The sequence below is a fragment of the Bradyrhizobium sp. 2TAF36 genome (assembly GCF_052114925.1).
Classification (GTDB): Bacteria; Pseudomonadota; Alphaproteobacteria; order Rhizobiales; family Xanthobacteraceae; genus Bradyrhizobium; species Bradyrhizobium barranii.
Genome location: NZ_JBFRFR010000001.1, coordinates 213,962 through 239,106, shown reverse-complemented (window position 1 = coordinate 239,106; position 25,145 = coordinate 213,962). Strand labels below are relative to the sequence as shown.

Here is a 25,145-nt window from a genome sequence, read left to right as displayed (position 1 = left end):
CTTATTGAAGATCGAGTCGTCATCTGCTCCTCAACGGGACGACTCAATGTCATGTTAACGTCGCTCTGCTGGAAGGTGTGTGAAGAGGGTCACACTTGATGATGGCAGGTCAACAGTATTCCGGTTGTGGCCCGTGTGAGACGTGCCGGTGCAGTCTGACGATTTCCGTTCACAGAGGTAGACCGGAAGAGATCGGCACGCGGCCATAGTGACGCGATTGACCCACAACGGAAGTCGGCTGGCCAGGTTTACTCAAGCGCGCGCCCGCCACAGCGTAACCGCAAGCAGCATATAGGCAGCACAAGTCCACAGCGACTGCCAATTGTCCGGTCCTTCGCTAAGCGTCGCATAGATGGCTGCCACCAGGAATACGACGGCAAACATCGCTTCCGCCATGGGGCGGATTCCCTTCTTCGGGCGATTGAGCAGCGTCATCGCCGCAAAAGGGACCGCCGCCATAGTGAGGGCCGCAAAAGGAAAATCCTTTTCGCGCGGATCAAACATGAGGCCCAGCGCGGTCTCCGTGCCGATCACGATGATTACGATCAAGATCAATCCGTGCATGATCGCCAGTCCCGATGGGGTCCGGTAGTGCTCCGGACCCAGCAATTCCAGAAATGTGGGCGGTGCGCGCCCGGACATCAGGGCGTTGGCGCCGAACAGCGGCGAGGCAGTTGCCGCCGCCAGAAGTGCGCCCCACAGCAGCCAGCTGCCCGCGCCGTAGCTTTCATAGAACATCTTTTGAGCGGCTACCCCAAACAGGACTCCGGCGGTGGTTGCCGATATTCCGACCGCAAACCATGAGACGAGCCGGGGCTGCGAGGGCTTCCGGCGCGAGGTCAGCCATGCAGCGCCGAACACCAGGATCGCCAGCGTCATTCCGCTGCTCATTTGCAGTTTCCAGAGCGGATAATTGCTGACGGGGATGCCGGGCGGATATTTCAGCGTGCGCTGCGTGGAATCGAATAAGCCCCACGATCCGCCGACGGTGCCCTCGAACTCATGCTTCCACAATTCATCATACGCCTCGAACAGGTTGACGCGGAAATTCTCGCGCCGGGCAAGATCGAGGACCTCCGAGATCACCCGCGCCTGATTGGTGCGCGATGGTAGCGCCGACTCGCGCATCCGCCCTTCGCTCGGCCAACCTGTTTCTCCAATCAGGATTTCCTTACCCGGAAACGCCGACGCCACCTGCTTTCGGACGGCGTCGACGTGAGCAGCGGCGGATTTCGCCGCGACCGGGACATTTTCCCAATATGGCAGGATATGAAGGGTGACGAAATCGACGGCGTCACCGAGTTCCCTATAGCGCAGCCAGTACTCCCAGACGTCGGAATAGGTGACGGGGACCGGCACCTGTGCCTTGACCGAGCGGATCAAGGCAGCAAGATCGGAAGGTGTCATCTTCCGATGCAACAGAACCTCATTGCCGACCACGAGTGCGGTGATGGTTTCCGGATATTGCCGGGCGAGCCGTATGCCCGTGGATATCTGCGTCGCGCTCTTCTGCCGGTCCCTATCGAGCTAAATTCCCTGAATGACTTTCAGCCCCACCCTGGACGCAAGTTCGGGGATCTGATCGAGACCAAGATCAGTCGCATAGGTACGAATACATTCGGTTATTTTGGCAAGCTGGGCGAGATCTTCCGCGATCTGGTCCCGCGGCACCGGTGTCGGCGACTCCGACGTTTGGTTGTTGCGGAAGGGCGCGTAGGATATGCATTGCAGCTTGGCATTCGGATCGATCGGTGCGCGCACCAGGTTGATCGGTGTGGCCAGCCACCACCACACCGCGGCGATCGCACCCAGGGATATGATGAGAAGCGCCAGAGGCGTGCGGGGCGAAATAGTTGACCCTCCAACGTAGAGATCGTCGGTCAACCGGCATGTTGTCGTGACCCGACAACAACAGAGATCATCGTCCGCCGGTCCCTACTTGACCTGTGAAAGCTGGTGCCGGATCGTCCGTGCCGCAAGAGGCGAGTCAACGTCCAACAAAGGCCTTAGGGCTACCGCGGGGCGGGTAGAAATAATCCTCCCCATTTCCCGAGATGGCCTTCGGGGACCGGCAGCAGAGCGGCCTTGCTCTGACGGTCGCCGTGCCGGCTAACGAACGCCTGTTGGCCCGAATGCGAAGTCCAGATCGGTCACGGGTGGTCCGGTAGTAAGGGCACGCCAGCAGCGGGCTCACCCAGCGCGTAGCAGACGCGATTGCGGCCTGCTCGTGTACAGCTCGCCAATTGTGGGTTAGGTTCTGGCGCTGTCGTATGCCGCACGTAGCTGATCCGCCAGCAGGCCTGGGAGTTGGTCATGCAGCCGATGAACGAGGTCCCATTCGAGACGTCCCTGGCCGAATATGCCGAAGACATGCTCGACGCCTGTACGCGATGCGGGAAATGCGTCGAGGCCTGTCCGAGTGTCGAGCCGGCCGGCATCTCGCGGACGACAAAGTCCGAAGACATCATCGGCGGCATTCTCGAGCTGGTGCGTACCGGCAAAGGCCCGGAAGTGTCGCGCAAATGGGCGCAGTCCTGCATGCGGAGCGGGGCATGCATCAAGGCGTGCAGCTATGGCGTCAATCCGCGTTTCCTGCTGAGCATGGCGCGGCTTGGCATCGCGAAGTCGGACAATGAGCTTGCCGAACGGCGCCGGCGGGGTGTCGAGAGGTACCGCGACGGCAGTCGTGGCGTGAACATGCTTTCGCGCCTGCAACTCGATGCGGACGTGCTCGAACGACTGGGTCAGAGATCGGCGTCGGTCGCCACGCCCGTTGAGACGCCGGATTTCGTGTTTTACACCGGCTGCAATGTGCTCAAGACGCCGCACATCGCCTTGCTTGCCCTCGATATCATGGACGCGCTCGGCGTCAGTTACCAGGTGATGGGCGGACCGAGCCATTGTTGCGGCATTCTCCAGCTCAAGTCCGGCGACGCAGAGATGGCCGGTCGTATGGGATCGAGTACGATGGAAAAGCTGTCGCACTCGAACTCGGGGCAGGTGATCTCCTGGTGCCCGTCGTGCTACGTCCAGTACACGGAGACCATCCTGCCAACGGTGGAGCGACAGCACGGGTCGCGCCCGTTCGAGATGAGCCCATTCATGCGCTTTCTCGGCGACCGGCTGGGGCAGCTCAAGCCGCACCTTCAGCGCAGGGTCGAAATGCGGGTCGCGCTGCACAGGCATCCCGGCGTGGCCGGCGTCGTGGAATCCGCAGCTGAGATCTTGACGGCGGTACCCGGTATCGAACTCGTCGATCTGAACCAGCCGGCGGTGGGTTTGCAGAGCGTGGATGTCGGCGCGCTTCCAAAGTACAAGCGCGAATTGCAACTCATGGAGCTTGAGGCGGCGCGCGATGCAAGTGTCGATGCACTGGTCGCGGTCTATCATTCCGATCATCGCGAACTGTGCGCGCACGAGCGCGACTGGCCATTCCGTATCATGAATATCCTTGAAGTGGTTGGCGAAAGCATGGGCCTGCATCGGCACGATCGCTACAAAGAGCTCAAGATCATGCAGGACGCCGACCAGATCGTCGCCGACTGTAGCGACCTGATCGCAAAGCACTCGCTTGATCCCGGCAATGCGCGTGACGTGGTGGTGAAGGTGTTGCTTGGCGACCAGCCGCTTCCCCTGAAGCGTGGCGCGCCCCCGGAGACGCGCGCGGGGGGAGTGGAGCCGTCGTAGCAGCTTGACGTCACCTGTTGGCCCACCGCGCGGGTGAGCCCGGTGCAAACCGGAGGTCGCCGGCTGAAGGGGGCAACCGACGCGGCGGCCCACCAAGCCGGCTATTCCTCGACTGATCAATTTCCGTCRGGTGCTCCGCGCGGAAAGCCGACGGCGCCCGTCAGGGACATCTCCTGCTCCCGCACGGCTTCACGACGTCTTCTGCTTCGCCTGCACGTGGCGTGCGAAGTTGTCGAGGATGGCCTGCCAGCCGCCCTGCTGCTGCTCAACCGAGTGTGTCGGTTCGCTATCGAAGACAACGCGGACGACGACGCCCTTCGTCCCGGGCACGAACTCGACTTCGGCCTTGCGATCGCCGAATGAATATTCGATCAGCTTGTGTTCGACGATCGTCGTGTAAGTCCCGGCGAAGTCAAAGCCCATGCTGCCGTCCTTGGCTTCCATGCGCGACGAGAAGACCCCGCCTTCCCGCAGGTCGACCGTGGCCTTGGTCGTATGCCAATCGTCGGACGCGGCGTTCCACTCCATGATGTCAGCAGGTGTCGTATAGGCACGCCAGACCTGATCGATCGGGGCTGCTACGGTGGTTTCAACGGTGATCCTCATGAACATAAGCTCCTGGTTCGATTTTCTAGGTGACGGCATCACTGACGTGTGCGGGGTCCATCCAAGGACGATCGAGACTGGTCCATGCCGACAAGGTCGAGCCGTCAAAGCGTTGAAAACACAAAAATGTCAAAACGTCTGTTGGCCACCCACCAGCGGCCGCGAACAAATTGGGGATGAGGGTCACATTTGTTCGATCCGGCTCGCGGCCATTGAACCCGACCCGGGCTCGACGACACTATCTCCCTGCGTCCTAAGCGGCCCCGCCCATCCGTGGGCGATACGGGGGAATGTCTGTCATGCGAAAGCGAAACTGGCGATTGATTGCCGTAGGCTCGGTGCTGCTGGTGCTCGCCGTCCTGTTCTTCCTCTCGATGCGGGACATGACGCCGTGGTCCAATGATCCTGCCGCCCTGATGCGCACGGTCGGAGAGGTCTCGGGCGCTGTCGGCGGCATCAGCCTCGTCATGATCGTCTTCGGTCTGATCGGCAGGAAAGCGCCGGCCTGACAAACGTCGTTCCGGAAGGCCGGACCACGGCGGTATCACGCCTCCGCGATGACAGGGAATAGCGGGTCTTCGATGCAAATCTAAATGTCTGAACCGCACATGCAGGGCGGGATGCATTTGGAGACACCTATGATTACCTCAAAGATGCTGATTGTGGTCACGATCGTATCGACGATGGGCGCAGCTTCGGCGCAACCTTTCCAACCGTCGCTGCCCGGAAAGGAAACGACCACCAGGCCGTGGACGGCCCCGGTCGGTCACCGCCAGCCCCACGCCTCCGACGTGCCCTCGGCGAGTTTGGGATCGCTGGATTTCCTCGACCAGGAGGATGCCAACGTGGATCGCAAGATCTCCGGCGTCTGCCGGGGCTGCTGATCGAACCAGCGCCAGGGCCTGATGGGATGAGACTCGACTGCCGCCCCAACGGACGGCAGTCAGTGTCCGACCTTTCGGAATTCGACCAGGCTGAACGAGCCGACACCGCTGGTGCCGACGAAGGCGAAGCCGGCCAGGACGCCAAGCCTGCGGTACTCGGCTTCCGTCCGCTCGCGGCCGCCAGGTCCCCTCAGCATATTGAGGTCGCTCATGGCGCAGGAGCGGTCCTGGGTCTCGGTCGTCGCAGGCTCCGGCATGATCCGCTCGATCACGATCAACGTTCCGCTGGCCGGCAGCGCGTCCCGGCAGTTGCGCAGAATGACCTCGCAACGATCGTCTCTCCAATTGTGCAGGATGCTCTTCATCAGGATCGTGTCGGCGCCGCCCAGGACCTTCTCGAAGAAACTTCCGGCGACGAACCGGCAGCGATTGGCGATGCCAAGCCGGTCAAAATGCGCCCGCGCTCCCGCCTCGCAGCGCGCGAGATCGAAGGCGATGCCCTCAAGATGCGGGTTGTGCTGGAGCACGCCGCCGATCAATTCGCCGGTGCCGCCGCCGAGATCCATGACGACGCGCGCGGTCGCGAAGTCGTGCGCCGCAACGATCCTTGGAACGATGCTCCGCGTCAGGCTGACCATCGCAGCGTTGAAGCGGCGGGTGAATTCCGGCGCATTGCTCGTCGCGGCATAACGATCGTCGCCATCGCCGCGCAGCTCACCCGCGCTCTTCCCGGAGCGAACGGATTCGACCAGTCCGATCCAGGATTGCGCGAGCATCTCGCCCTCGAAGAGAACCCAGTCCTTGAAGGAGGGATCGGCGGTCTCGTCGAGCTGCCGGCCGAGCTCGGTCATGGCAAACCGGTCCCGGCCTGCCTGCCTGCACAGGCCAAGTGTCGTCAGGCCAACGAGCAATCGGCGCAGCGCATTTTCGTCGGCGGACACCAGCCGGGCGAGCTCGGCCACCGATTTCGCCTCATCGCCGATGGCCTCGGCGAGATTGAGCTTCGCCGCCGCATAGATCACCGCGGTGATGCGATGCGACTGCACGAGATCATGCACGGATGCCGGCCCGCTCATGTGTTGCCTCCTGTCAATGCCGCTTCAATCGGTCGGGACGAACCCCGTTGCCTGCACGATCGCCTTCCACCGGTCGGATTCGGATGCGATCAGCCGGCCGAAGTCTTCCATGGCGATCGCGTCGGGCTCGACGGCCAGCTTTGCCATACCGGCCTTGACCTCGTCGGTGCGCAAGGCCGCCTGGATCGCGATGTTGAGCTTATCGACGATCGGCGCCGGCGTCCTGGCCGGAACGAAGAACGCAAACCATGTGAGGTCCTCGAGCGACGGATATCCGGCCTCCCGCATCGTCGGTACCGCCGGAACAAACAGGCTGCGGCGCGGTCCGGTGGTCGCCAGCGCGCGAAGATCGCCGGATTGGACGAGTCCGAGCGAGCTGCCGATCGGCATGACGGTCGCGGCAATCACGCCCTTGACCAGATCCTGAATCGCGCCACCGCCCTGATAGGGCACGTGAAGAAAATCGAAGCCGGCGGTGCGGCCCAGCGTCGTGCCAAGAAAATGCAGCGAGGTTCCGGCGCCCGGCGAACCAAAGGTGGCGTGCTTCGGATTGGCGCGGCACCAGGCCACGAAGTCCGCCAGCGTCTTGACGTCGGCCGGCACGCTGGGACCGACCGTCAGCAATGTCGGGGTCGAGGCGACGGTCGACACAGGTATGAAATCCCGCGGATGGTATCTCAGTGTCTTGTAGACGTGCGGAAAGAACATCATGAAGCCGAGCGGCGCGAACAGCATGACCGATCCGTCGGCGTCGGCGCTCTTCACCGCCTCCACCGCGATGCGACCGGCCGCGCCCGGCCGGGTCTCGACCACGATGGTTTCGGCATAGCCGCTCATCTGGCCGGCCACGAGCCGCGCCAACCCATCCTGCAGCCCGGGCGTGAAGCCCGTCAGGATATGCGCGGTTCTCGCGATCGGCTGTGCGAGCGCCCGCGGTGAAATATGCGCAGCGGCGAACGCGGCGGCGGCCGCCGACAACACATCACGACGCGTGATCATCACCCGTTGCCCTGATCGAGCCCAGACCAAATGAGATCGCAGCATGCTACCTGGCCATCGCTGCGGTCTCTGGAGCCATGGATGAGCCGGGTCGCACGAACACAAAACGGGATATCGCAGATATCTGCGCGTCCTCACGGCCGTCCTGGCCGATCAGGATGAGGCCTGCTCCGCCATTCGCCACCGTCAGGACGACCGCTTCACCCGCCCACGTCCCGATAGGCTCCATCCCGATGGTGAGAAACTCACCGATCGGCTGGTCCAAATACTGGAGTCTCAGCTGCGCCGCGATTTCGGCGGGCGCCAGAGCAAGACCGAGCTGTTGTGCACGCGCATAGATTTCCCGCAGCGAAGCCTCGCCTTGAAAGCCGAGCTCGGCAACCGACACGGCAACAAGCTCAACCTCCGCCTTCTTGCGGCTTAGGGTAAAGGCCGGTCGAGCGAGTATCTCATCGGCCGCGTTCCCGACGCCGCAGCCCATTGCGCTCATCGCGCTGCGAAGAGCGAACGTGTCCGTGAATGTTCCTATCCGGATCGTCTTCCACGCCAGGACATCTGCAGCGGRGCTGATCGGAATCTCCGATCTGGGAGCCGGTGGGTCGACCTTGACCGCCAGCTGCCTCCGCAAACCATCCTGCGCAGTGCATTGAGCCTCGGCGCGATCTAAGGAAATCAAGCTGAACAGGTTGACGAGCGACAGGATCGCAAGCGCACTACCAATGCGCCAGGGTGCCGGACGATCGGGCCTTGCGCGGCCTTGCTGCAAGGCAATGTAGTCAATCTCGGCGCGCGTCGCGCCGAGATCAATCAGCTCCCGATCGCTGAGGGCACAGAGAGCGGTTTGTACCTTCAGTCGTCTTCGGCGCTTCTGCCATGCGCTCCAGACCCGCAGGAAAAGGCTGGTCACTTGCTGCACGGGTGTGGCAGTCCGTCGCACCTGTGCAACGCCGTTGATGGTACTCATCGGCGATATCCCTTGGCGATACCTTTACCGAGGGCAGGATGTCAGGACTTCGCCGGGCACGCTTGACGTGCAGCTTACATTTTCCTGACCGGCGCCTTACTTTACGCCCCAGCAGGTGCAGAGGCGGCTTCATCCAACGACGGGAGTGGCAACTTGCGCTATCTCTTCGATGAATACGTGCTCGACACGGATCGGCGCGAGCTGCATCGCGGGGCCGATGCTGTTTCCGTTGCGCCACAGGTCTTCGACATTCTCGACTACTTGATCGGCAACAGGGAGCGTGTCGTCAGCAAAGACGACCTCATGAACGCGATCTGGAAGGGGCGCATCGTATCGGAGGCCGCGCTTGCGACCCGCATCAATGGCGTCCGCACGGCAGTCGGCGATTGCGGGGAAGCGCAGCGCCTGATCAAGACGATCCCGCGCAAGGGCTTCCGTTTCGTCGGAGCCGTTCGGGAAGTGCGGGAGCCGGACCCTTCAGCCGTCCCTCACCGGTCAGAAGCGAGAACAGCGACCCTCCCGCTACCGGATAAGCCCTCGATTGCCGTACTCCCTTTCGTCAGCCTCAGCTCCGATCCCGAACAGGAGTATTTCGCAGACGGCATCGTGGAGGAAATCACGATGGCCCTCGCTCATTTTCGCTGGCTGTTCGTGATCGCACGCAATTCGAGCTTTGCGTATAAGGGCCGGGTCGTCGACGTAAAGCAGGTCGGCCGCGAGCTGGGTGTACGCTATGTACTCGAAGGCAGCGTGCGCAAGGCCGGAAATCGCATTCGAATCGCGGGACAGCTGATCGATGCCGAAACTGGAACGCATCTCTGGGCAGACCGCTTTGAGGGCCCGATCGAGGACATGTTCGATCTGCAGGACAATCTGACGTCCAGTGTCATAGGCGCAATCGCCCCGAGGCTGCAGCGTGAGGAGATCAAGCGGGCAAGGCGAAAGCCGCCCGAAAATCTGGATGCGTATGATCATTATCTGCGCGGGCTGGCGAAATCCCGTTGGTCCAACAACGCAAACACCGAGGCGCTGCAGCTCTTTTGCAAGGCGACCGAACTCGACCCTCGACTGGCTTGTGGCTATGCCATGGCCGCCTGGTGCTATACCCGGCGCAAGGCGAACGGCTGGATCAGCGATCCGGCGAAGGAAATTGCGGAAGCCACCCGGCTGGCCCGGAAGGCCGTAGAACTGGGGGCAAATGATCCGGTTGCACTGTCCGTGGGTGGATATGCGCTCGCCTTCATAGCCCATGAGTTCGACGACGCGGCTGCTTTCGTGGATCGAGCTTTGGCTGACAACCCGAACTTCGCGCAAGCCTGGGCCACCAGTGCGTGGCTGAGAGTTTGGAGGGGAGAGCCGGATCTCGCCCTCGAGCACTCCGCACATGCCGTGAGATTGAGCCCACTCGATCTGCCCATGTACTACGACGCGCAGGGAGCCATGGCATATGCGCATTTTCTGGCGGGCCGCTATGACGCGGCAGTATCATGCGCCGAGACCGCATTGCGTGGTCAGACGAGTTTCCTGCTCGTGACCTGCATTGCCGCAGCCAGCAACGCATTCGCCGGGCGGCATGAACGAGCGCAACGATCCCTCCTGCAAGCCCTTGAATGCAATCCAGATCTTCGTGCCAATCTCGAGAATCTGGCACCGTTTCGCCGGGCAGATGACTTCGCGATCTTCGAGAAGGGTCTCTGCGCAGCGGGCCTTCCGGAAAAGCACGACGTTGGCACCCCCTGACGGGGTGGACCAATGTTCGCGGCTTACATTTTCGCTAGCGAAGGCCTATTCTCCACGGATTATTGCTCCCGCGCCCTCGGAGAATAGAGGGCAGGCTTGGAGAATGGTGCCATGCGCTATTTCTTCGAGGACTGTGCGTTGGACACCGAGCGGCGCGAATTGCGGCGCGGGCTCGATGTGGTGCCCACCACACCCCAGGTTCTCGATCTGCTCGAACATCTGATCCGCAGCAGGGATCGCGTCGTCAGCAAGGACGATCTCGTCAACGCGATTTGGAATGGCCGGATCGTATCCGATGCGGCGCTGACGACCCGGCTGAACGCCGTCCGACGCGCGATCGGTGACTCCGGCCAGCAACAACGTCTTATCAAGACATTTCCACGCAAGGGCTTTCGTTTCGTGGGCGCCGTGCACGATGAGGATCGGCAACCAGGAACCACGGCAGCAGTTACGATCCCGGTGGCCTCTGCAAACGCTGTTGGCGAACGGCGATCCGCCGGCTGGCTGGAGGACCTCAGGGGCCGTTTGAAGCTCGTCGGCAGCGTGCTGGCGTCGGTCGCCGCCATCGGCGCAATTGCCGGCGGCGTTGCCGGATACTGGAATGCCTGGAAGACGGTCCGTACCGACGCACAACGGGAAGCTCAAAATATCCAGCCACAGCCGACAGTCAGGCCCGAGATCGCGCCTCGCCTCTCTCTCGTCGTGTTGCCCTTCGCCAGCCTCAACGACGGTCCGGCGCAGGACTCCTTTGCCGACTCGATCTCGACAGGCTTGACCACCGATCTCGCGCGAACGCCCGCCACTCTCGTTGTTGGACGCGACACCGCCTTGACCTACAAGAAGAAGGTGATCGATTTGCAGCAGCTCGGGACGGATCTCCGCGTCCGCTGGGCCGTGCGGGGCGCGGTGAGACGCAACGGAGACCAGGTGCGGGTCAACGTATCTCTGACCGACCTTCAGACCGCCCGCGACATCTGGTCGGATCGGTTCGACGGCGACCTCGCAAACCTGGCCGTCTTGCAAGATACCATCGCAGCGCGGCTGCTCTGCGTCGCACACTTGCACCTCCGTCAATATGAAGAAGCCCTTCAACAGTGCAGCCGCTCCCTCAATATGACCGGCACGGATTTTGAGGCCGACATGAGCCTGATCTCGGCTTACGGGTGGCCGGGGCAACGGGCACGCGGGGGCAGCGAAACTGCGGCACAAGACACATCCTAAGTCGACGTTGCGGCGGCCCATCGCGCGTGCCGATGCTCAAGGCGCTGCAAGGTAACGAGCTCTGTACCCGCGCATTGCGCGTAACCTTGCCCTCCGCCGATAGATGGGCCACCATCCCCGCGCGCACCATCAACAAGAGCAAAAGCGCAGAGGAAACGCATGAGCAAGCCGTCAGGGTTCGACTATGGCTGGGTCGTTGTCGCCGCGGGAGCGCTGATGACCTGTGTCGGCTTCGGCACGATGCTGTCGCTTGCGGTCTTCCTGCAGCCGATCTCCGAAGCGATGGGCTGGTCGCGCGCGGGCGTGTCGGCGGCGGCGACGCTGGATTTCCTCTGCATGGGCGTTGCCGCTTTCTTCTGGGGCACGCTGTCGGATCGATTTGGCACCCGCATCGTGGTGCTCGCCGGAAGCCTGCTGCTGGGCCTCGGTCTCGTGACCGCGAGCCAGGCGACCAGCCTGTGGCAATTCCAGCTGTTCTTCGGCGTGCTGATCGGCGTCGCTGCCGGCAGCTTCTACGCGCCGATGATGGCGCTCGCGAGCGCCTGGATCGAAAAGAACCGCAGCCTCGCGGTGGCGCTGGTCTCTGCCGGCATGGGCGTGTCGCCGGTGACGATTGCGCCGACCGCAAGCTGGCTGATCACGGCCTATGACTGGCGCACCGCGATGCTCGTGATCGGCATCGCTGCGTGGGCGCTGCTGATCCCGGCCTGCTTCCTGGTGCGGCCGGCGCCGCAAGCGACTGGCCCGGCAAGCACCGACACGGCACCGGAGATCGAGCTGACCACGGCGCAGGCGCTGCGCACGCCGCAATTCATCGCGCTCGCAGCGGCGCATTTCGCCTGCTGCGCGGCGCACTCCGGTCCGATCTTTCACATGGTGTCCTATGCGATGGTCTGCGGCATCGCCCCGCTCACGGCGGTGACGGTCTACGGCGTCGCCGGCGTCTCCGGACTCGGCGGACGTCTGCTGCTCGGCGCGGCAGCCGATCGCATCGGCGCAAAGCCCGTGCTGGTCGGCGGCCTGTTCGTGCAGGCGATGTGCATCGCGACCTATCTCGCGGTGGCGCAGCTCGGCGAATTCTACGCGCTCTCGGTCGTGTTCGGCCTCGCCTATGGCGGCGTGATGCCGCTCTATGCCGTGCTGGTCCGCGAGTACTTCGGCGCGCGCATCATGGGCACCGTGTTCGGCGCGGTATCGGCCTTTGCAAGCCTCGGCATGGCGCTCGGGCCCTGGGCTGGCGGACTCGTATTCGACAATTTCCAGCGCTACACATGGCTGCACGCCGGCTCCTTCGCGATCGGGCTTGCCGCCGTCGCAGTGGCGCTGAGCTTCCCGACAAGACGCAAGCAATCGCTCGACCTTGGCCGCGCCGCGGCCTGACGAGGTGACGCATGAACAGGCCGCAAGGCTTCGATCTCGTTGAACGTGCCCGGGCAATCGCGCCACTGATTGCGCACGAAGCGGACGAGATCGAGCGCTCCCGTCGGCTGACGCCGGCCGTCGTCTCGGCTTTGATCGAGAACGGGCTTTATCGCGCGCTGCTGCCGCAAAGTCTCGGCGGCGCCGAGGCCCCCATCGAGATCTTCATGCAGATGCAGGAAGAGATCGCGAAGGCGGATGCCTCGACGGCCTGGTGTCTCGGCCAATGCAGCGTCTGCGCTATGATCGCGGCTTCGCTCGATCCCGGCACCGCGCACGAGATCTTCAAAACGCCGCCCGGCATCCTTGCCTGGGGCGCGATCGCGCATGAGGCGCGCAGCGTCGAGGGCGGCTATCGCGTCACAGCGCGCTGGGATTTTGCCTCGGGCTCGCGGCAGGCGAGCTGGCTGGGGGCGCATGTCCGCATCGTCGGAGCCGACGGGACGCCGCGCAAAAATGCTGACGGCTCGCCAGAGGTTCGCACCATCCTGTTTCCGGTTGCGAGCGCGGTGCTGCACGACGTCTGGCAGGCGATCGGGCTCGCCGGCACCGGCACGGATTCCTATGAAGTGAGCGACCTCTTCATCCCCGAGCGTTTCACGGCGTTCCGTGACGTGCCGTCCGCGCTGCGTGAGACGGGTCCGCTCTACAGGATCGGCACCGGATCGACCTTCAGCCTCGGCTTTGCCGCGGTCTCGCTGGGCGTCGCGCGCGCGACGCTGGATGCGGCCATCGCTTTGTCGCGGGCAAAGCACCAGTCGCTGGCAGCGAGCGCCATGCGCGACAACCAGGCGGTCCAGGGCCTGATTGGCCGCACCGAGGGCGACTTACGCGCCGCGCGCACCTATCTCTATGCGACGGCGAATGCGATGTGGCACGACCTCTGCGCGACCGGCCAATTCAGCCCGGCGCATCGTAGCGCCGTTCGCCTCGCCGCGACCTGGACCATCCATCAATCGGCCAAGGTAGTCGACGCCGCCTATCACATGGCCGGCGCGACCGCGGTGTTCCGCAGCAATCCCTTCGAGCGGCGCTTTCGCGACATGCACGCGATCGCGCAGCAGATCCAGGCACGGGATACGCATTATGAGGATGTAGGGAAGGCGATTTTGGCGGAGGGACGCTGAACTACAGCCGCAATGACGCTGCGCTCCCTCGCCCCGTTCTTACGGGGCCGCGACGAGCTTCGCTCGCGCTGAGAGGGTTGGGGTGAGGGGCCTCTCTTCTACACACCTGAGATCGTCGAGGGACCTGTACTCCCTCACCCGGATCGCAAGAGCGATCCGACCTCTCCCCGCAAGCGGGGCGAGGTAAGGGGCAGCGCGCCTTACGCCACCATCGCAGCCTTCTCGCCACCATCGATGCCGCGCTGGGCGGCGAGCAGGCTGATGATCTCGGCATTCGGCCGGGCCTTGCTGAACAGAAAGCCCTGGCCCTCGTCGCAGCCCTCAGCGCGGAGGCAGCTCAGCTCGGCTTCGGTCTCGACGCCCTCGGCGGTGATGGTGACGCCAAGGCCTTTGCCGAGGCTAACGATGGAGCGGATGATCGCCTGGGCCTCGCGGTTGGCGCCGAGATCGCGCACGAAGGACTGGTCGATCTTGATCTTGTCGAAGGGGAAGCTGCGCAAATAGCTGAGGCTGGAATAGCCGGTGCCGAAATCATCCATGGAGATGCGGACGCCAAGCGCGCGCAGCGCATGCAGCGTCGCCAGCACCTGCGCGCTCTTTTCGAGCAGCAACGTCTCGGTGATCTCGAGCTCCAGCCGCCGCGCCGGCAGGCCGGAATGTTTCAGCGCGTCCGTCACCACCGAGAGCAGATTGCCGCTGCGGAACTGGAGCGGCGACAGGTTGACGGCGACGCGGACATCGTCGGGCCAGGTCGCGGCATCCAGGCACGCGCGGCGCAGCATCAGGCCGCCGAGCGGATTGATCAATCCTGTTTCCTCGGCGACCGGAATGAACTCGGCCGGCGAGACCACGCCGCGCTCGGCATGCGGCCAGCGCACCAGCGCCTCGAAGCCGGTGATGCGGCCGCTCTGGAGGTCGATCAGCGGCTGGTAATAAGGGCGCAGCACGTCGTTCTGGATCGCGTCGCGCAGCTCGACCTCGATCTTGCGGCGGCTCTGCGCCTTGGCGTCGAGCGCGGCCTCGAAGAACGCAAACGTGCCGCGGGCATCGGCCTTGGCGCGCGACAGTGCCATGTCGGCGCTCTTGAGCAGTTTTTCGGAATCATCGCCGTCGCCGGGCGCCATCGCGATGCCGATGGAGGCGCCGATCACCACGGAATGGCCGTCGAGCAGATAGGGATCGGCGATGGCTTCCAGCAGGCGCTTGGCCAGCATCACCGCATCCTCGGGACGCGTCAGCCCGCTCTGCACGATCGCGAACTCGTCGGAGTTCAGCCGCGCCAGCGCGTCCTCCTCGCGCAAGGTCGAGCGCAGCCGCTTGGCGACGCCGCGCAGCAGCTTGTCGCCGACCGCGTGTCCCAGCGTGTCGTTCACCGCCTTGAAATTGTCCAGCCCCAGCATCAGCAGCGCGACCTTGTCGGAGCTGCGCCGCATATGCAGCAGCATCTCGTCCACCTGCTGGCGCAGCAGGTTGCGGTTCGGCAAGCCGGTCAGCCCGTCATGCTGGGCCATGAAGGCGAGCCGCGCCTCGGCGCGCTTGCGTTCGGTGATGTCCATCAGCGCGAGCAGCACCGCGGGCCGATCGGCATAGGTCAGTTCGCGCGAATAGATCGCAAGGTCGATCAGCGCGCCGTTGGCCTTGACGTGCTTCCAGGTGCGTGCGGCCTGCTCCTCGCTGGAGCGATCGGTGGTCCAGGGCGGCTCGCTGTCGAAAGCCTGCAACGAGCGGATCTTCAGCTTCTCGAACTCGGCACGGCTATAGCCGTAATGGGAAATCGCGGCATCGTTGACGCCGAGGATGCGCTCGTCGTCGAGCGCACAGACGATCATCGGGACGGGATTGCCGTCGAACAGCAGGCGGAATGAGGCCTCGCGCTGCTTCAGCTCGGTGATGTCGACGCGCAGGCCGACCACGCCGCCGTCGTCGGTCAGCCGCTCGTCGATCAGGATGACGCGGCCGTCCGCGAGCATCTGCTCGTGGCGCGCGCCGGGCTGATAGAGCTTTTGCAGCCGCTCGGCGATCCATTCGTCCTCGTGGCCGGCAGCCTCGGGATAGTCGCCGCGCGCGACGCCGATGCGCAGCGTATCCTCGAGGCGCGCGCCTTCCTCGAACAGATCGGCGGTCTTGCTGTAGATCTCGGCGTATTTCCTGTTCCAGAGCACGTAACGGCCTTCGGCATCGAGAAACACGATGCCTTGCGGCAGGATGTCGATGGCCTGGCGCAGGCGCTCATGGGATTTGCGGGCCTCGGCAATCGCGGCCTCCGCCTCGGCGCGGCGGCGCAGGAGTTCGTCGCGTTCGGAAACGGATTGAGGCGCGCGCGCGAAGCGCGGCTTGCGCGGCTGTCGGCGAGCCCGGGCGAGCACGCCTCCCTTTCGCTTTGTTGTTTTTCGAAACCCCAAACTCAACTTGATACGTCCCAGTCGCGCCCAGTGGCCGCAAGTTTTGGGGCAAGTGTCTGAAAAAAAAGTAATCTTGGGTGGCTTGTCGGTCGGTCGCACAGTCTGGTGGCCGCAGAAAAGCAGCCCTCATTGCCGCTTTGCGCGGCGCGGCAGCGCCGCCGGGCGCGCCAAGCCCATCACATCGTCGTCATCGGAGAACGCGATGGCGCAAAATTGCGCGCTGCCTTGAATCATTTCCGAGATCGCGCGCGAATGCATACAGAGGGCTGGGAGCACGCCTCCCACGCACGAATTTTGGTCAATGCACGAGAGGGTTATCGCGTCGTTAAGAATCGGCCGGCCGCGCGTAGGGAACTGCGACTTTCGGACAATATTTCGGCCGAAGGACTGTTTCTTAACCCTGACGCCGCGTTGCGTTATAAGGATGACAGCATGAGTCCCCGCCGCCTCGCTCCTCTCCTGCTTGTCATGACGTTCCTGACCGCCGGCGCCGCGCTGGCCCAGGACAAGGGCAGCGTTAACCCAAAACCGCTACCGCCGCTCGCCAACCCAAACGATCCCAGCATCGGCGCCAAGGAGCTGTTCGCGCGAAAGCTGCTGCCGTCGAAGGGAACGGCTCATGTCATCGGCTCCTACACCAAGGGCTGTATCGGCGGCGCCATGCAGATGCCGCTCAACGGCGACAATTGGCAGGTGATGCGGCTGTCGCGTAACCGCAATTACGGTCATCCCGACATAATCGCGCTGATCAAGCGGCTCGCGGCCAGGGCGCATAAGGACGCGGGATGGCCGGGCATTCTGGTCGGCGACATCGCCCAGCCGCGCGGCGGGCCGGCACTGTCAGGCCATGCCAGCCATCAAATTGGCCTGGATGCCGACATCTGGCTGACGCCGATGCCGGACCGTCGTTTGTCACGCGAGGAGCGCGAGGACATGTCGGCGGTGATGATGGTGCGCCAGGACCGGCTCGACATCGACCCCAAGGTGTTCACGCCTGCTCATGTGCTGGTGCTGCGCGACGCAGCGCAGGAGCCGGCAGTGCAGCGCATCTTCGTCAATCCCGCGATCAAGAAGGCGCTGTGCCGCGAGGCCAAGGGCGACCGCTCATGGCTGTCGAAGATCCGGCCGTGGTGGGGCCACGACTATCACTTCCACATCCGCATGCGCTGCCCGGCGGGCTCGAGCGAATGCGAAGGCCAGTCGTCGCAATCCGAGGACGAAGGCTGCAAGCCGTCCGACCTCGCCTATTGGTTCAGCGACGCCGTGCTGCACCCGAAGCCTCCGCCGGAGCCGCCGAAGCCAAAGCCGCCGATGACGCTGGCGCAGATGCCGGCGGCCTGCAAAGCGGTGCTGCACGCGGCGGATGCGAAGCAATAGGCGGCTGGCTGGGCAAGCTGCCGCCTCACCCACCGCTGTCGTCCCGGGGCGCGCGAAGCGAGCCCCGGGATCCATAACCACAGGGAGCGGTGGTTGAGCGAAGCGGTAACTCCGAGTCTTCGTCAAATTCCTCCCTGGGGCTATGGATCCCGGATCTTCGCTCCGCTTCGCTGCGCTTGTCCGGCATGACAGAGTCATTACTGGCTCCCATCCTCTGAAATGCGCTAGGATCGCCTTGCCGCTCTGCCGTAAGCCGAGCGGCCCTGTCGGGACGCGCATCCCGCCTTTCAGCAATGACCGCAAGCCCCGCATCTTCGCGTGGCCAACGATGAGATTTGACATGCGCGTCCTCACCTTCCTCGCTGCGCTTTCGCTCGGTGCGACCACCGCTCTGGCTGCCGAAGAGCCCAGCGGCTGCGACAAGTTCAAATGGCCGATCGAGCGTGAGCGCGCCGCGCTCACCGCGCCGGACCGTGCCAGGCTCGCCACGGGAAGCGAACAGGCGGCGCTGCCGTCGTCGGCCATCACGCTGGGGCTGGTTGCCCCCGCGGACGCGAAGCTGCCGACACCGCCGGAAAGGGCGCCGAAGGACGGCACCTTCGCGGGCTTCACCAGCATCAAGGCGCCGAAGGCCGGGCTCTACACCGTCAGCCTGTCCAGCGGGGCCTGGGTGGACGTGGTCCAGGACGGGCATTTCCTCAAGCCCGTGGCCTTCAGCGGCGCGACCGATTGCGACGGCATCCGCAAGACCATGAAATACGAGCTGTCGGCGCAGCCTTTCGTGCTCCAGATCAGCGGCGCCAAGGACAATTCGCTGTCGATCGCGATCCTGCCGGCACAATAAGTCGCTTGGTTGGACAAACGGCCGCCTTTGACCTGAAGGCTTAGCCTGCTATCTTCGCACCTGCGATATCCCCGCCGGCCGTAAGCCGTTGCGGGGACACGTGGAACAGCGCTTCCGCCCGTCGCACGCCAACCCACCCAACGCCAGATTTACGCGGGCATTCGCGCGCGCGAACTCGCACGGAGCGCACTCCATGATTCGTATTGCCGGACTTTTCACCGCTTTCGTCCTCCTCGCGAGCGCGAGCCTTTCGCCTGCCGCCGCCGAGGACAAGACCATCACCGTGTTCGCCGCCGCTTCGATGAAGAACGCGCTCGACGAGATCGACGCCGCCTACACCGCCAAGACCGGCGTCAAGTTCAGCGTCAGCTATGCCGCAAGCTCGGTGCTCGCCAAGCAGATCGAGCAGGGCGCGCCGGCCGACGTGTTCGTCTCCGCCGACACCGACTGGATGGACTACGCCATCTCGAAGAAGACCATCAACGAGCCGACCCGCGTCAACCTGCTCGGCAACAGCATCGTCCTGATCGCGCCGAAGGACTCCAAGATCGACAACGTCACGATCGCGCAGGGTTTCGACCTCGCCAAGCTCGCGGGCGACGGCAAGATCGCGACCGGCGATGTCAAGTCGGTGCCGGTCGGCAAATACGCCAAGGCGGCGCTGGAGAAGCTGGGCGCCTGGCAGGCTGCGGAGCCGAAATTCGCCATGGCCGAGAGCGTGCGCGCCGCGCTGACGCTGGTGGCACGTGGTGAGGCCAATCTCGGCATCGTCTATTCGACCGATGCCAAGGTCGAGCCCGGCGTGAAGGTCGTCGGCACCTTCCCGGCGGACTCGCATCCGGCGATCATCTATCCCGTCGCCGCGACCACCACCGCGAAGGCCGAGACCAACGACTATCTCGCCTTCCTGCGCTCGACCGCAGCCAAGACCATTCTGGAAAAATACGGCTTCAAGTTCCTGATCAGCCCGACGACTTGATATCTACGACTTGATGCTCGAGATCTCTCCCGCCGAATGGACGGCGATCCTGCTCTCGCTCAGGGTCGCCGTCATCGCGACGCTGGTCGCAACGCCATTCGGCATTGCGCTGGCATGGCTGCTTGCCCGCCATGACTTCTGGGGCAAATCGGTGCTCGATGCGCTCGTGCATCTGCCGCTGGTGCTGCCGCCTGTCGTTACGGGCTATCTCCTGCTCCTCACCTTTGGTCGCAAGGGACTCGTCGGCGGATTTCTGGCCGACTATCTCGGTATCGTCTTCGCGTTTCGCTGGACCGGGGCGGCGCTCGCCTGCGGCCTGATGTCGTTTCCGCTGCTGGTGCGCCCGATGCGGCTGTCGATCGAGGCGATCGACCGCCGGCTCGAGCAGGCTGCCGAGACGCTGGGAGCGGCGCCCTGGAAAGTGTTCTTCACGGTGACGCTACCCCTGGCGCTGCCCGGCGTGCTCGCCGGCATGGTGCTGGGCTTTGCCAAAGCGATYGGCGAGTTCGGCGCGACCATCACCTTCGTCTCCAACATTCCCGGCGAAACCCAGACGATTTCCTCGGCAATCTACTCGCTGATCCAGACGCCCGATGGCGACGCGGCCGCGGGACGACTGGTGATCATCTCGATCGTGCTCGCGCTCGGCGCGCTGATCGCCGCCGAATGGTTCGCCCGCCGCGCCACAAAACGCCTGCACGGGAACTGACCATGCTGCGCGTCGACATCGAAAAACAGCTCGGCGAATTCTCGCTCTCCGCAACCTTCACCAGCGAAGGCCGTGTCATCGGCCTGTTCGGCGCGTCGGGCGCCGGCAAGAGCTCGCTGGTCAACATGATCGCAGGCCTGCTGCGGCCCGACCGCGGCACCATCGTGATCGACGGCGAGACCGTCGACGATACCGCCGCCGGCATCCATGTCCCGACCTGGCGCCGCCGCATCGGCTACGTATTCCAGGACGCGCGGCTGTTTCCGCATCTCAACGTCGCGCAAAATCTCGACTACGGCCGGCGGATGAACGGCCTCACGCCCGATCCTGCCCAGCACAAGCGCATCATCGAGCTGCTCGACATCGGCGCGCTCCTTGATCGCCGTCCAGGAAAGCTCTCCGGCGGCGAACGCCAGCGCGTCGCGCTCGGGCGCGCGCTGCTGTCGAGGCCGCGCCTGCTGCTGCTCGACGAACCGCTCGGCGCGCTCGACGAGGGCCGCAAGCTCGAGATTCTGCCTTACCTGGTGCGGTTGCGCGATGAGGCCAATGTCCCCATGGTCTATGTCAGCCACGACGTCGCCGAGCTGCGCCAGCTCGCGACGCAGATCGTGATGCTGAAGCAGGGGCGGGTGACATCGTTCGGCGGGGTGAAGGTGCTGACGTGAGGGGTTGAGGCCCCTCCCCGTCATTGCGAGCGTAGCGAAGCAATCCAGAGTCTTTTCGCGGAGGCAGACTGGATTGCTTCGCTGCGCTCGCAATGACGAGCTTGCGGCCGCTCCGTCCCGCCAAACTGAAAACGGAGAGCGCGGCGCTAAACCCCCGCCACCGACGTCCACAAATCCGCGAGCTTGCGCCGCAGCGCCTGCCGGCGCGTCAGCGGCGCGGGCGTTTCCTCGTCCTCCGGCAGACGCAGGCCGACGACGTTGACGCGGCCGCCGGAGATGCTGCGTGCAACCAGCACGATCTCGTCCAGCGGCAGCTCGGCGCCCTCCTTCGGCGCGCGGTCGAGATGGACGTCGAAATAGTCGGCGAGGGTCAGCTTGCCGTCATCCTCGCCGACCTTCACGCCGTAGATTTCGGCAAGCTCGGCCAGCGTGTGCTCGCCGGAGACCATGAAGTCGCCGAGCAAATGCGGATCCGGCGCCGAGCTCGGCTGCATGTCGACGAAGAAGCGGTCGAGCGACTCGGCCTTTTCCGGCGGGGCCAGCAGATAGATGTAGTCGCCGGGCGCGATCGGATCGGCTTCTGTCGGGGTCAAAATGTTCTCATTGCGGATGACGAGCGTCGGCTTGGACCAGGATGGGATCAGACCGCGGCGGAAATACAGGCTCTTGGGCCGCACCGGATAGCCGACGAGTTGCTGCTCGAGCTGGCCGGGCAGATCCAGCTCGACGCGGCGTGGACCACGCTCGGCGCGCGGCAGCGCCACGTGCAGCTTGCGCGCTGCCGGCGCCAGCGTCCAGCCTTGCAGCAGTAGCGAGATGATGACGACGACGAAGGCGACGTCGAAATAGAGATAGGCCTTCGACAGGCCGACCAGCATCGGGATCGACGCCAGGAAGATCGCGACCGCGCCGCGCAGGCCGGTCCAGGCGATGAAGATCTTTTCGCGCCAGTTGAAGCGGAACGGCGCCAGGCACACGAACACCGCGATCGGCCGCGCGACCAGCATCAGGACGAACGCAACCCCGACCGCCGGCAGCACGCTCGTGCCGAGCCGGCTCGGCGAAACCAGCAGGCCCAGCAGCACGAACATCACGATCTGCGCCAGCCAGGTCGCGGCATCCAGGAACGCCACAACCGAATTATGCGCGCGGGTCGGGCGGTTGCCGATGATGATGCCGGCGAGATAGACCGCGAGGAATCCGGAGGCGTGCATGATCTGCGAGCCGCCGAAGATCACGAGCGCCGCGGTCGTGACAAACGGCGCATGCAATCCCTGCGGCAGCGCAACCCGGTTGAGCGCGACGACGACGAGACGACCCCCGAGGAAGCCGACGACGGCGCCCAGCACCGCCTCCTGGATGAACTCCATCGCCACATGGCCCGCCGAGCTCGATCCCAGCGAGATGTATTCGACCAGCATCAGGGTGAGGAAGATCGCGAAGGGATCGTTGGTGCCGGATTCGGCCTCCAGCGTCGCGCCGACGCGCGGACGCAGGCGCAGGCCCTGGGTGTGCACCAGCAGGAACACCGCAGCCGCGTCGGTCGAGGCCACGACGGCACCGACCAGCAGCGATTCCGTCCAGTTGAGGTCGAGCGCGTATTTGGCGAACGGCGCCGTGATCAGCGCGGTCAGAAGCACCCCGACGGTCGCGAGCACGACGGAGGGCGCGAGCACGGTGCGGATGCTGGCAAAGCGCGTCTTCAGACCGCCGTCGAACAGGATCAGGGCGAGTGCCACCGAGCCGACCAGATAGGTGGTGCGGACGTCGTCGAACTGAAGCTGCCCGGGGCCGGAATCCCCCGCGAGCATGCCGATGGCAAGGAAGACGAGCAGCAAGGGCGCGCCGAAGCGCAGAGCAAGCAGGCTCGACAGGATACCGGCCATGACGAGGACGGCGCCGAGCAATATGGCGAGGCTGACAGAGTCGAGGGAAGCCATCCACCTTCCGGGTAAAAATCGCTGGGATTGCATCCTTATCGTCGGCAGACTCCCACGCCAACCCATTTTCTCCCGCTCGCGGCAATCTGCCCGTATTTTGCGGCCTTAACGCGCTTCACTTAGCGGTGTATCGATGGCCCGGCGGCGCCCTTTGTGGAATTCTGCGCCGTCCTCGAATCAAATCCTCCCGCCTGCTTGCCGACGAGACCGATGGACATGGACCTCAAAGACTTCATGGAGTTCGTGCAGACCACCGCGCGCAGCGTCGGGGCGGAAATCTCCTCGCCCTGGTTCTACCTGCAATTCGGCCTGATCCTGGCCGCGGCCGGCATCGCCTATGCCGCGGAAGCCGGGGTTCGCAACCGCATCGACATGACATCGTTGGCGATACACTGGCCGCTGCCGCTCCGGCACTTCGCCCGGGTGATGGTCTCGAGCGCCTCGACGGCGGTGTTCACCCTGATGGTGATCCTCTCCCGCGTGGTGATGTATCACGCGACCTGGCCGAGCCGCAGCTATCTCCTGATGGTCGCCGCCAAGCTGGGACTGGCCTGGCTTGCGATCCGGCTCGTGACCTCGGTGCTGCGCAACGCCTTCATCGTCAAGCTGGTGTCGATCTCGGCGTGGTTCGTCGCGGCGCTGTCCATCATCGGACAGCTCGACACGACGGTCGACCTGCTTGATTCCTTTGCGATCGTGCTCGGCGGCCTGCGGCTGACGCCGCTGCTGGTGATCAAGGCCGGCGCGCTCCTGCTCATCGCGCTCTGGGCCACCAACATCGCCAGCAATTTCGCCGAGAGCCGGATCAACTCGACCACCGATCTGACCCCGTCGGTGCAGGTGCTGCTGGTCAAGATCATCCGGATCGGGCTGCTGGCCATCGCAATCGTCATCGCGCTCGGCGCGGTCGGTATCGATCTCTCGGCGCTCGCGGTGTTCTCCGGCGCGGTCGGCGTCGGCATCGGTATCGGCCTACAGAAGATCGTCGCCAACTTCATCTCGGGCATCATCCTGCTTGCGGACAAGTCGGTGAAGCCGGGCGACCTTGTCACCATCGGCGACAATACCGGGCGCATCAGCGCGATGAAGACGCGCTATATTTCCGTCGCCGCCGGCGATGGCCGCGAATTCCTGGTGCCGAACGAGGACCTGGTGACGCAGAAGGTCGTCAACTGGACCTATACCGACAAGAACACGCTGGTGAAGATCGCCTTCGGCACCAATTACGACGCCGACCCGCGGCTGGTTTGCAAGCTCGCCGCGGAGACCGCGGCCGCCCATCCCCGCGCGCAGAAGGGCAAGCCGCCGAACAGCATCCTGACCGAGTTCGCGGAAGCCGGGATGAAGTTCTCGCTGACCTTCTGGATCGCGGACCCCGACGGCATGGATGGCGTCAAGAGCGATGTGATGCTGGCGCTATGGGAGGCCTTCAAGCGCGAGGGCATCCGGGTTCCCTATCCCGTCCGCGAGATTCGCGTCCGGGGCGGCGCCCTGCCGGTGGAAACCACCGTAGAAGTCCCGAATTAGGCCCTGTTTCGGGCGCAAGAGCCACGCCTGACTTGCATGAAGGCCCGTGATCATTAGATTATGGCCCTGAAATCAAGCCCTTCCGCCGACATCGAGACCAGCCCCGCATGAGCTACGTCGAAGCCTCCGATACCTCCCTGCGCAAGACCGGACAGATCAAGCTGCACGGGCCGAGCGCCTTTGCCGGCATGCACAAGGCGGGCGCGCTGGTGGCGAAGTGCCTCGACGAGCTCACCGATATCGTCGGGCCCGGCGTGCCGACCGAGCGCATCGACCAGTTCGTCCGCGACTTCGCCTTCAGCCACGGCGCCTATCCGGCGACGCTGATGTATCGCGGCTATCGCTACTCGACCTGCACCTCGCTCAACCACGTGGTCTGCCACGGCATGCCCGGTGACCGTCCGTTGAAGGAAGGCGACATCGTCAACATCGACGTCACCTTCATCGTCGACGGCTGGTACGGCGATTCCAGCCGGATGTATGCGGTCGGCCCGATCGCCCGCAAGGCCGAGCGGCTGATCGAGGTGACGTATGAGGCGATGATGCGCGGCATCGCCGCGGTCAAGCCGGGCGCCACCACCGGCGACATCGGCCACGCCATCCAGAGCTTCGTCGAGCCGCAGGGCATGAGCGTGGTGCGCGATTTCTGCGGCCATGGCCTGGGGCGCATGTTCCACGACGAGCCGAACATCATCCATATCGGCCGGCCCGGCGAAGGCGTTCAGCTCAAGCCCGGCATGTTCTTCACCATCGAGCCGATGATCAATCTCGGCAAGCCGCATGTGAAGATCCTCTCCGACGGCTGGACCGCAGTGACGCGCGACCGCTCGCTGTCGGCGCAGTTCGAGCACTCCGTCGGCGTGACCGCGACGGGCGTCGAGATCTTCACGCTGTCGAAGCGGCACGGCGAGACGCAGATCGGGTGATGGCCCGGCAGGACCGCGATGCGATCCTGCCATCCTGTTCGCCGGCGACGATC

General features: G+C 64.2%; 20 protein-coding genes and 1 pseudogene. 14 read left to right on the top strand and 7 right to left on the bottom strand.

Annotation, left to right across the window (positions count from 1 at the left end; translation table 11 throughout):
• Positions 1-252: 252 nt before the first annotated feature.
• Positions 253-1,812: pseudogene (locus tag AB4Z51_RS01130) on the bottom strand (glycoside hydrolase family 17 protein).
• A 501-nt stretch (positions 1,813-2,313) separates the two neighbouring features.
• On the opposite strand from AB4Z51_RS01130, the gene AB4Z51_RS01125 reads away from it, so the two are divergent.
• A complete protein-coding gene (locus AB4Z51_RS01125; protein ID WP_441496872.1) occupies positions 2,314-3,687 on the top strand; it encodes a 4Fe-4S dicluster domain-containing protein in 1,374 nt (457 codons plus the stop codon).
• 189 nt (positions 3,688-3,876) lie between these two features.
• Here AB4Z51_RS01125 and AB4Z51_RS01120 read toward each other — a convergent pair whose 3' ends face one another.
• Complete coding sequence (locus AB4Z51_RS01120) at positions 3,877-4,293, bottom strand: SRPBCC family protein (protein WP_166076030.1); 417 nt, start codon at positions 4,291-4,293, stop codon at positions 3,877-3,879.
• A gap of 299 nt (positions 4,294-4,592) precedes the next feature.
• Here AB4Z51_RS01120 and AB4Z51_RS01115 point away from each other — a divergent pair, with 299 nt between their 5' ends.
• The gene (locus AB4Z51_RS01115) at positions 4,593-4,802 is read left to right on the top strand and encodes a hypothetical protein (protein ID WP_014498566.1); all 210 of its coding nucleotides are present in this window, start codon (positions 4,593-4,595) and stop codon (positions 4,800-4,802) included.
• An 84-nt stretch (positions 4,803-4,886) separates the two neighbouring features.
• Positions 4,887-5,177 (top strand): hypothetical protein, encoded by a 291-nt coding sequence (locus tag AB4Z51_RS01110; protein ID WP_441496871.1) that lies wholly within the window; start codon positions 4,887-4,889, stop codon positions 5,175-5,177.
• A gap of 59 nt (positions 5,178-5,236) precedes the next feature.
• On the opposite strand, the gene AB4Z51_RS01105 is transcribed toward AB4Z51_RS01110, so the two are convergent.
• From AB4Z51_RS01105 to AB4Z51_RS01095, 3 genes are read right to left on the bottom strand one after another with little or no spacing between them, the layout of a single operon-like run.
• Positions 5,237-6,253: a methyltransferase gene (locus tag AB4Z51_RS01105; RefSeq protein WP_441496870.1), complete on the bottom strand. Its 1,017-nt coding sequence runs from the start codon at positions 6,251-6,253 to the stop codon at positions 5,237-5,239.
• 24 nt (positions 6,254-6,277) lie between these two features.
• Complete coding sequence (locus AB4Z51_RS01100; protein ID WP_441496869.1) at positions 6,278-7,252, bottom strand: Bug family tripartite tricarboxylate transporter substrate binding protein; 975 nt, start codon at positions 7,250-7,252, stop codon at positions 6,278-6,280.
• A gap of 46 nt (positions 7,253-7,298) precedes the next feature.
• Positions 7,299-8,216 (bottom strand): DUF1127 domain-containing protein, encoded by a 918-nt coding sequence (locus tag AB4Z51_RS01095; RefSeq protein ID WP_441496868.1) that lies wholly within the window; start codon positions 8,214-8,216, stop codon positions 7,299-7,301.
• A 153-nt stretch (positions 8,217-8,369) separates the two neighbouring features.
• Between AB4Z51_RS01095 and AB4Z51_RS01090 the strand changes: the two genes are divergently transcribed.
• The 4 genes from AB4Z51_RS01090 to AB4Z51_RS01075 all read left to right on the top strand — a co-directional run bounded on the left by AB4Z51_RS01090 (position 8,370) and on the right by AB4Z51_RS01075 (position 13,723).
• Positions 8,370-9,956, top strand: coding sequence for a winged helix-turn-helix domain-containing tetratricopeptide repeat protein (locus tag AB4Z51_RS01090; RefSeq protein WP_441496867.1), 1,587 nt, complete (start codon positions 8,370-8,372; stop codon positions 9,954-9,956).
• 111 nt (positions 9,957-10,067) lie between these two features.
• Positions 10,068-11,177, top strand: a complete 1,110-nt coding sequence (locus AB4Z51_RS01085) for a winged helix-turn-helix domain-containing protein (RefSeq protein WP_441496866.1) — start codon at positions 10,068-10,070, stop codon at positions 11,175-11,177.
• A gap of 159 nt (positions 11,178-11,336) precedes the next feature.
• A complete protein-coding gene (locus AB4Z51_RS01080; protein ID WP_441496865.1) occupies positions 11,337-12,557 on the top strand; it encodes an MFS transporter in 1,221 nt (406 codons plus the stop codon).
• Positions 12,558-12,568: 11 nt separating this feature from the next.
• The gene (locus tag AB4Z51_RS01075; RefSeq protein ID WP_441496864.1) at positions 12,569-13,723 is read left to right on the top strand and encodes an acyl-CoA dehydrogenase family protein; all 1,155 of its coding nucleotides are present in this window, start codon (positions 12,569-12,571) and stop codon (positions 13,721-13,723) included.
• A gap of 200 nt (positions 13,724-13,923) precedes the next feature.
• Here AB4Z51_RS01075 and AB4Z51_RS01070 read toward each other — a convergent pair whose 3' ends face one another.
• On the bottom strand, positions 13,924-16,089 hold the full coding sequence (locus AB4Z51_RS01070) for a putative bifunctional diguanylate cyclase/phosphodiesterase (RefSeq protein ID WP_441496863.1): 2,166 nt from the start codon (positions 16,087-16,089) through the stop codon (positions 13,924-13,926).
• A gap of 468 nt (positions 16,090-16,557) precedes the next feature.
• Here AB4Z51_RS01070 and mepA point away from each other — a divergent pair, with 468 nt between their 5' ends.
• The 5 genes from mepA (at position 16,558) to modC (ending at position 20,699) form a co-directional block, all read left to right on the top strand.
• Positions 16,558-17,502 carry a penicillin-insensitive murein endopeptidase gene (gene mepA / locus AB4Z51_RS01065; protein ID WP_441496862.1) on the top strand — a complete coding sequence of 315 codons (945 nt, stop codon included), beginning with the start codon at positions 16,558-16,560 and terminating at the stop codon, positions 17,500-17,502.
• Between the two features lie 340 nt (positions 17,503-17,842).
• On the top strand, positions 17,843-18,346 hold the full coding sequence (locus AB4Z51_RS01060) for a hypothetical protein (RefSeq protein WP_441496861.1): 504 nt from the start codon (positions 17,843-17,845) through the stop codon (positions 18,344-18,346).
• Positions 18,347-18,539: 193 nt separating this feature from the next.
• Positions 18,540-19,325 (top strand): molybdate ABC transporter substrate-binding protein, encoded by a 786-nt coding sequence (gene modA, locus AB4Z51_RS01055; protein WP_071916937.1) that lies wholly within the window; start codon positions 18,540-18,542, stop codon positions 19,323-19,325.
• Positions 19,326-19,338: 13 nt separating this feature from the next.
• Positions 19,339-20,034 (top strand): molybdate ABC transporter permease subunit, encoded by a 696-nt coding sequence (gene modB, locus AB4Z51_RS01050; protein WP_166075717.1) that lies wholly within the window; start codon positions 19,339-19,341, stop codon positions 20,032-20,034.
• Positions 20,035-20,036: 2 nt separating this feature from the next.
• Positions 20,037-20,699, top strand: a complete 663-nt coding sequence (gene modC, locus AB4Z51_RS01045) for a molybdenum ABC transporter ATP-binding protein (RefSeq protein ID WP_038934484.1) — start codon at positions 20,037-20,039, stop codon at positions 20,697-20,699.
• Between the two features lie 146 nt (positions 20,700-20,845).
• On the opposite strand, the gene AB4Z51_RS01040 is transcribed toward modC, so the two are convergent.
• On the bottom strand, positions 20,846-22,639 hold the full coding sequence (locus AB4Z51_RS01040) for a potassium/proton antiporter (protein ID WP_063980718.1): 1,794 nt from the start codon (positions 22,637-22,639) through the stop codon (positions 20,846-20,848).
• A gap of 210 nt (positions 22,640-22,849) precedes the next feature.
• On the opposite strand from AB4Z51_RS01040, the gene AB4Z51_RS01035 reads away from it, so the two are divergent.
• Together AB4Z51_RS01035 and map are read left to right on the top strand one after the other, a co-directional pair.
• On the top strand, positions 22,850-24,166 hold the full coding sequence (locus tag AB4Z51_RS01035) for a mechanosensitive ion channel family protein (RefSeq protein ID WP_071916939.1): 1,317 nt from the start codon (positions 22,850-22,852) through the stop codon (positions 24,164-24,166).
• A gap of 107 nt (positions 24,167-24,273) precedes the next feature.
• On the top strand, positions 24,274-25,092 hold the full coding sequence (gene map, locus AB4Z51_RS01030; protein WP_063980716.1) for a type I methionyl aminopeptidase: 819 nt from the start codon (positions 24,274-24,276) through the stop codon (positions 25,090-25,092).
• Positions 25,093-25,145: the final 53 nt, after the last annotated feature.

Coding starts and splice junctions, on each gene's coding strand:
- AB4Z51_RS01080 (WP_441496865.1), top strand. CDS start 11,337: ATGAGCAAGCCGTCAGGGTTCGACTATGGCTGGGTCGTTGTCGCCGCG.
- AB4Z51_RS01125 (WP_441496872.1), top strand. CDS start 2,314: ATGCAGCCGATGAACGAGGTCCCATTCGAGACGTCCCTGGCCGAATAT.
- AB4Z51_RS01035 (WP_071916939.1), top strand. CDS start 22,850: ATGGACATGGACCTCAAAGACTTCATGGAGTTCGTGCAGACCACCGCG.
- AB4Z51_RS01100 (WP_441496869.1), bottom strand. CDS start 7,252: ATGATCACGCGTCGTGATGTGTTGTCGGCGGCCGCCGCCGCGTTCGCC.
- AB4Z51_RS01110 (WP_441496871.1), top strand. CDS start 4,887: ATGTCTGAACCGCACATGCAGGGCGGGATGCATTTGGAGACACCTATG.
- AB4Z51_RS01040 (WP_063980718.1), bottom strand. CDS start 22,639: ATGGCTTCCCTCGACTCTGTCAGCCTCGCCATATTGCTCGGCGCCGTC.
- AB4Z51_RS01105 (WP_441496870.1), bottom strand. CDS start 6,253: ATGAGCGGGCCGGCATCCGTGCATGATCTCGTGCAGTCGCATCGCATC.
- mepA (WP_441496862.1), top strand. CDS start 16,558: ATGAGTCCCCGCCGCCTCGCTCCTCTCCTGCTTGTCATGACGTTCCTG.
- modC (WP_038934484.1), top strand. CDS start 20,037: ATGCTGCGCGTCGACATCGAAAAACAGCTCGGCGAATTCTCGCTCTCC.
- modA (WP_071916937.1), top strand. CDS start 18,540: ATGATTCGTATTGCCGGACTTTTCACCGCTTTCGTCCTCCTCGCGAGC.
- AB4Z51_RS01060 (WP_441496861.1), top strand. CDS start 17,843: ATGCGCGTCCTCACCTTCCTCGCTGCGCTTTCGCTCGGTGCGACCACC.
- map (WP_063980716.1), top strand. CDS start 24,274: ATGAGCTACGTCGAAGCCTCCGATACCTCCCTGCGCAAGACCGGACAG.
- AB4Z51_RS01120 (WP_166076030.1), bottom strand. CDS start 4,293: ATGAGGATCACCGTTGAAACCACCGTAGCAGCCCCGATCGATCAGGTC.
- AB4Z51_RS01085 (WP_441496866.1), top strand. CDS start 10,068: ATGCGCTATTTCTTCGAGGACTGTGCGTTGGACACCGAGCGGCGCGAA.
- AB4Z51_RS01075 (WP_441496864.1), top strand. CDS start 12,569: ATGAACAGGCCGCAAGGCTTCGATCTCGTTGAACGTGCCCGGGCAATC.
- AB4Z51_RS01115 (WP_014498566.1), top strand. CDS start 4,593: ATGCGAAAGCGAAACTGGCGATTGATTGCCGTAGGCTCGGTGCTGCTG.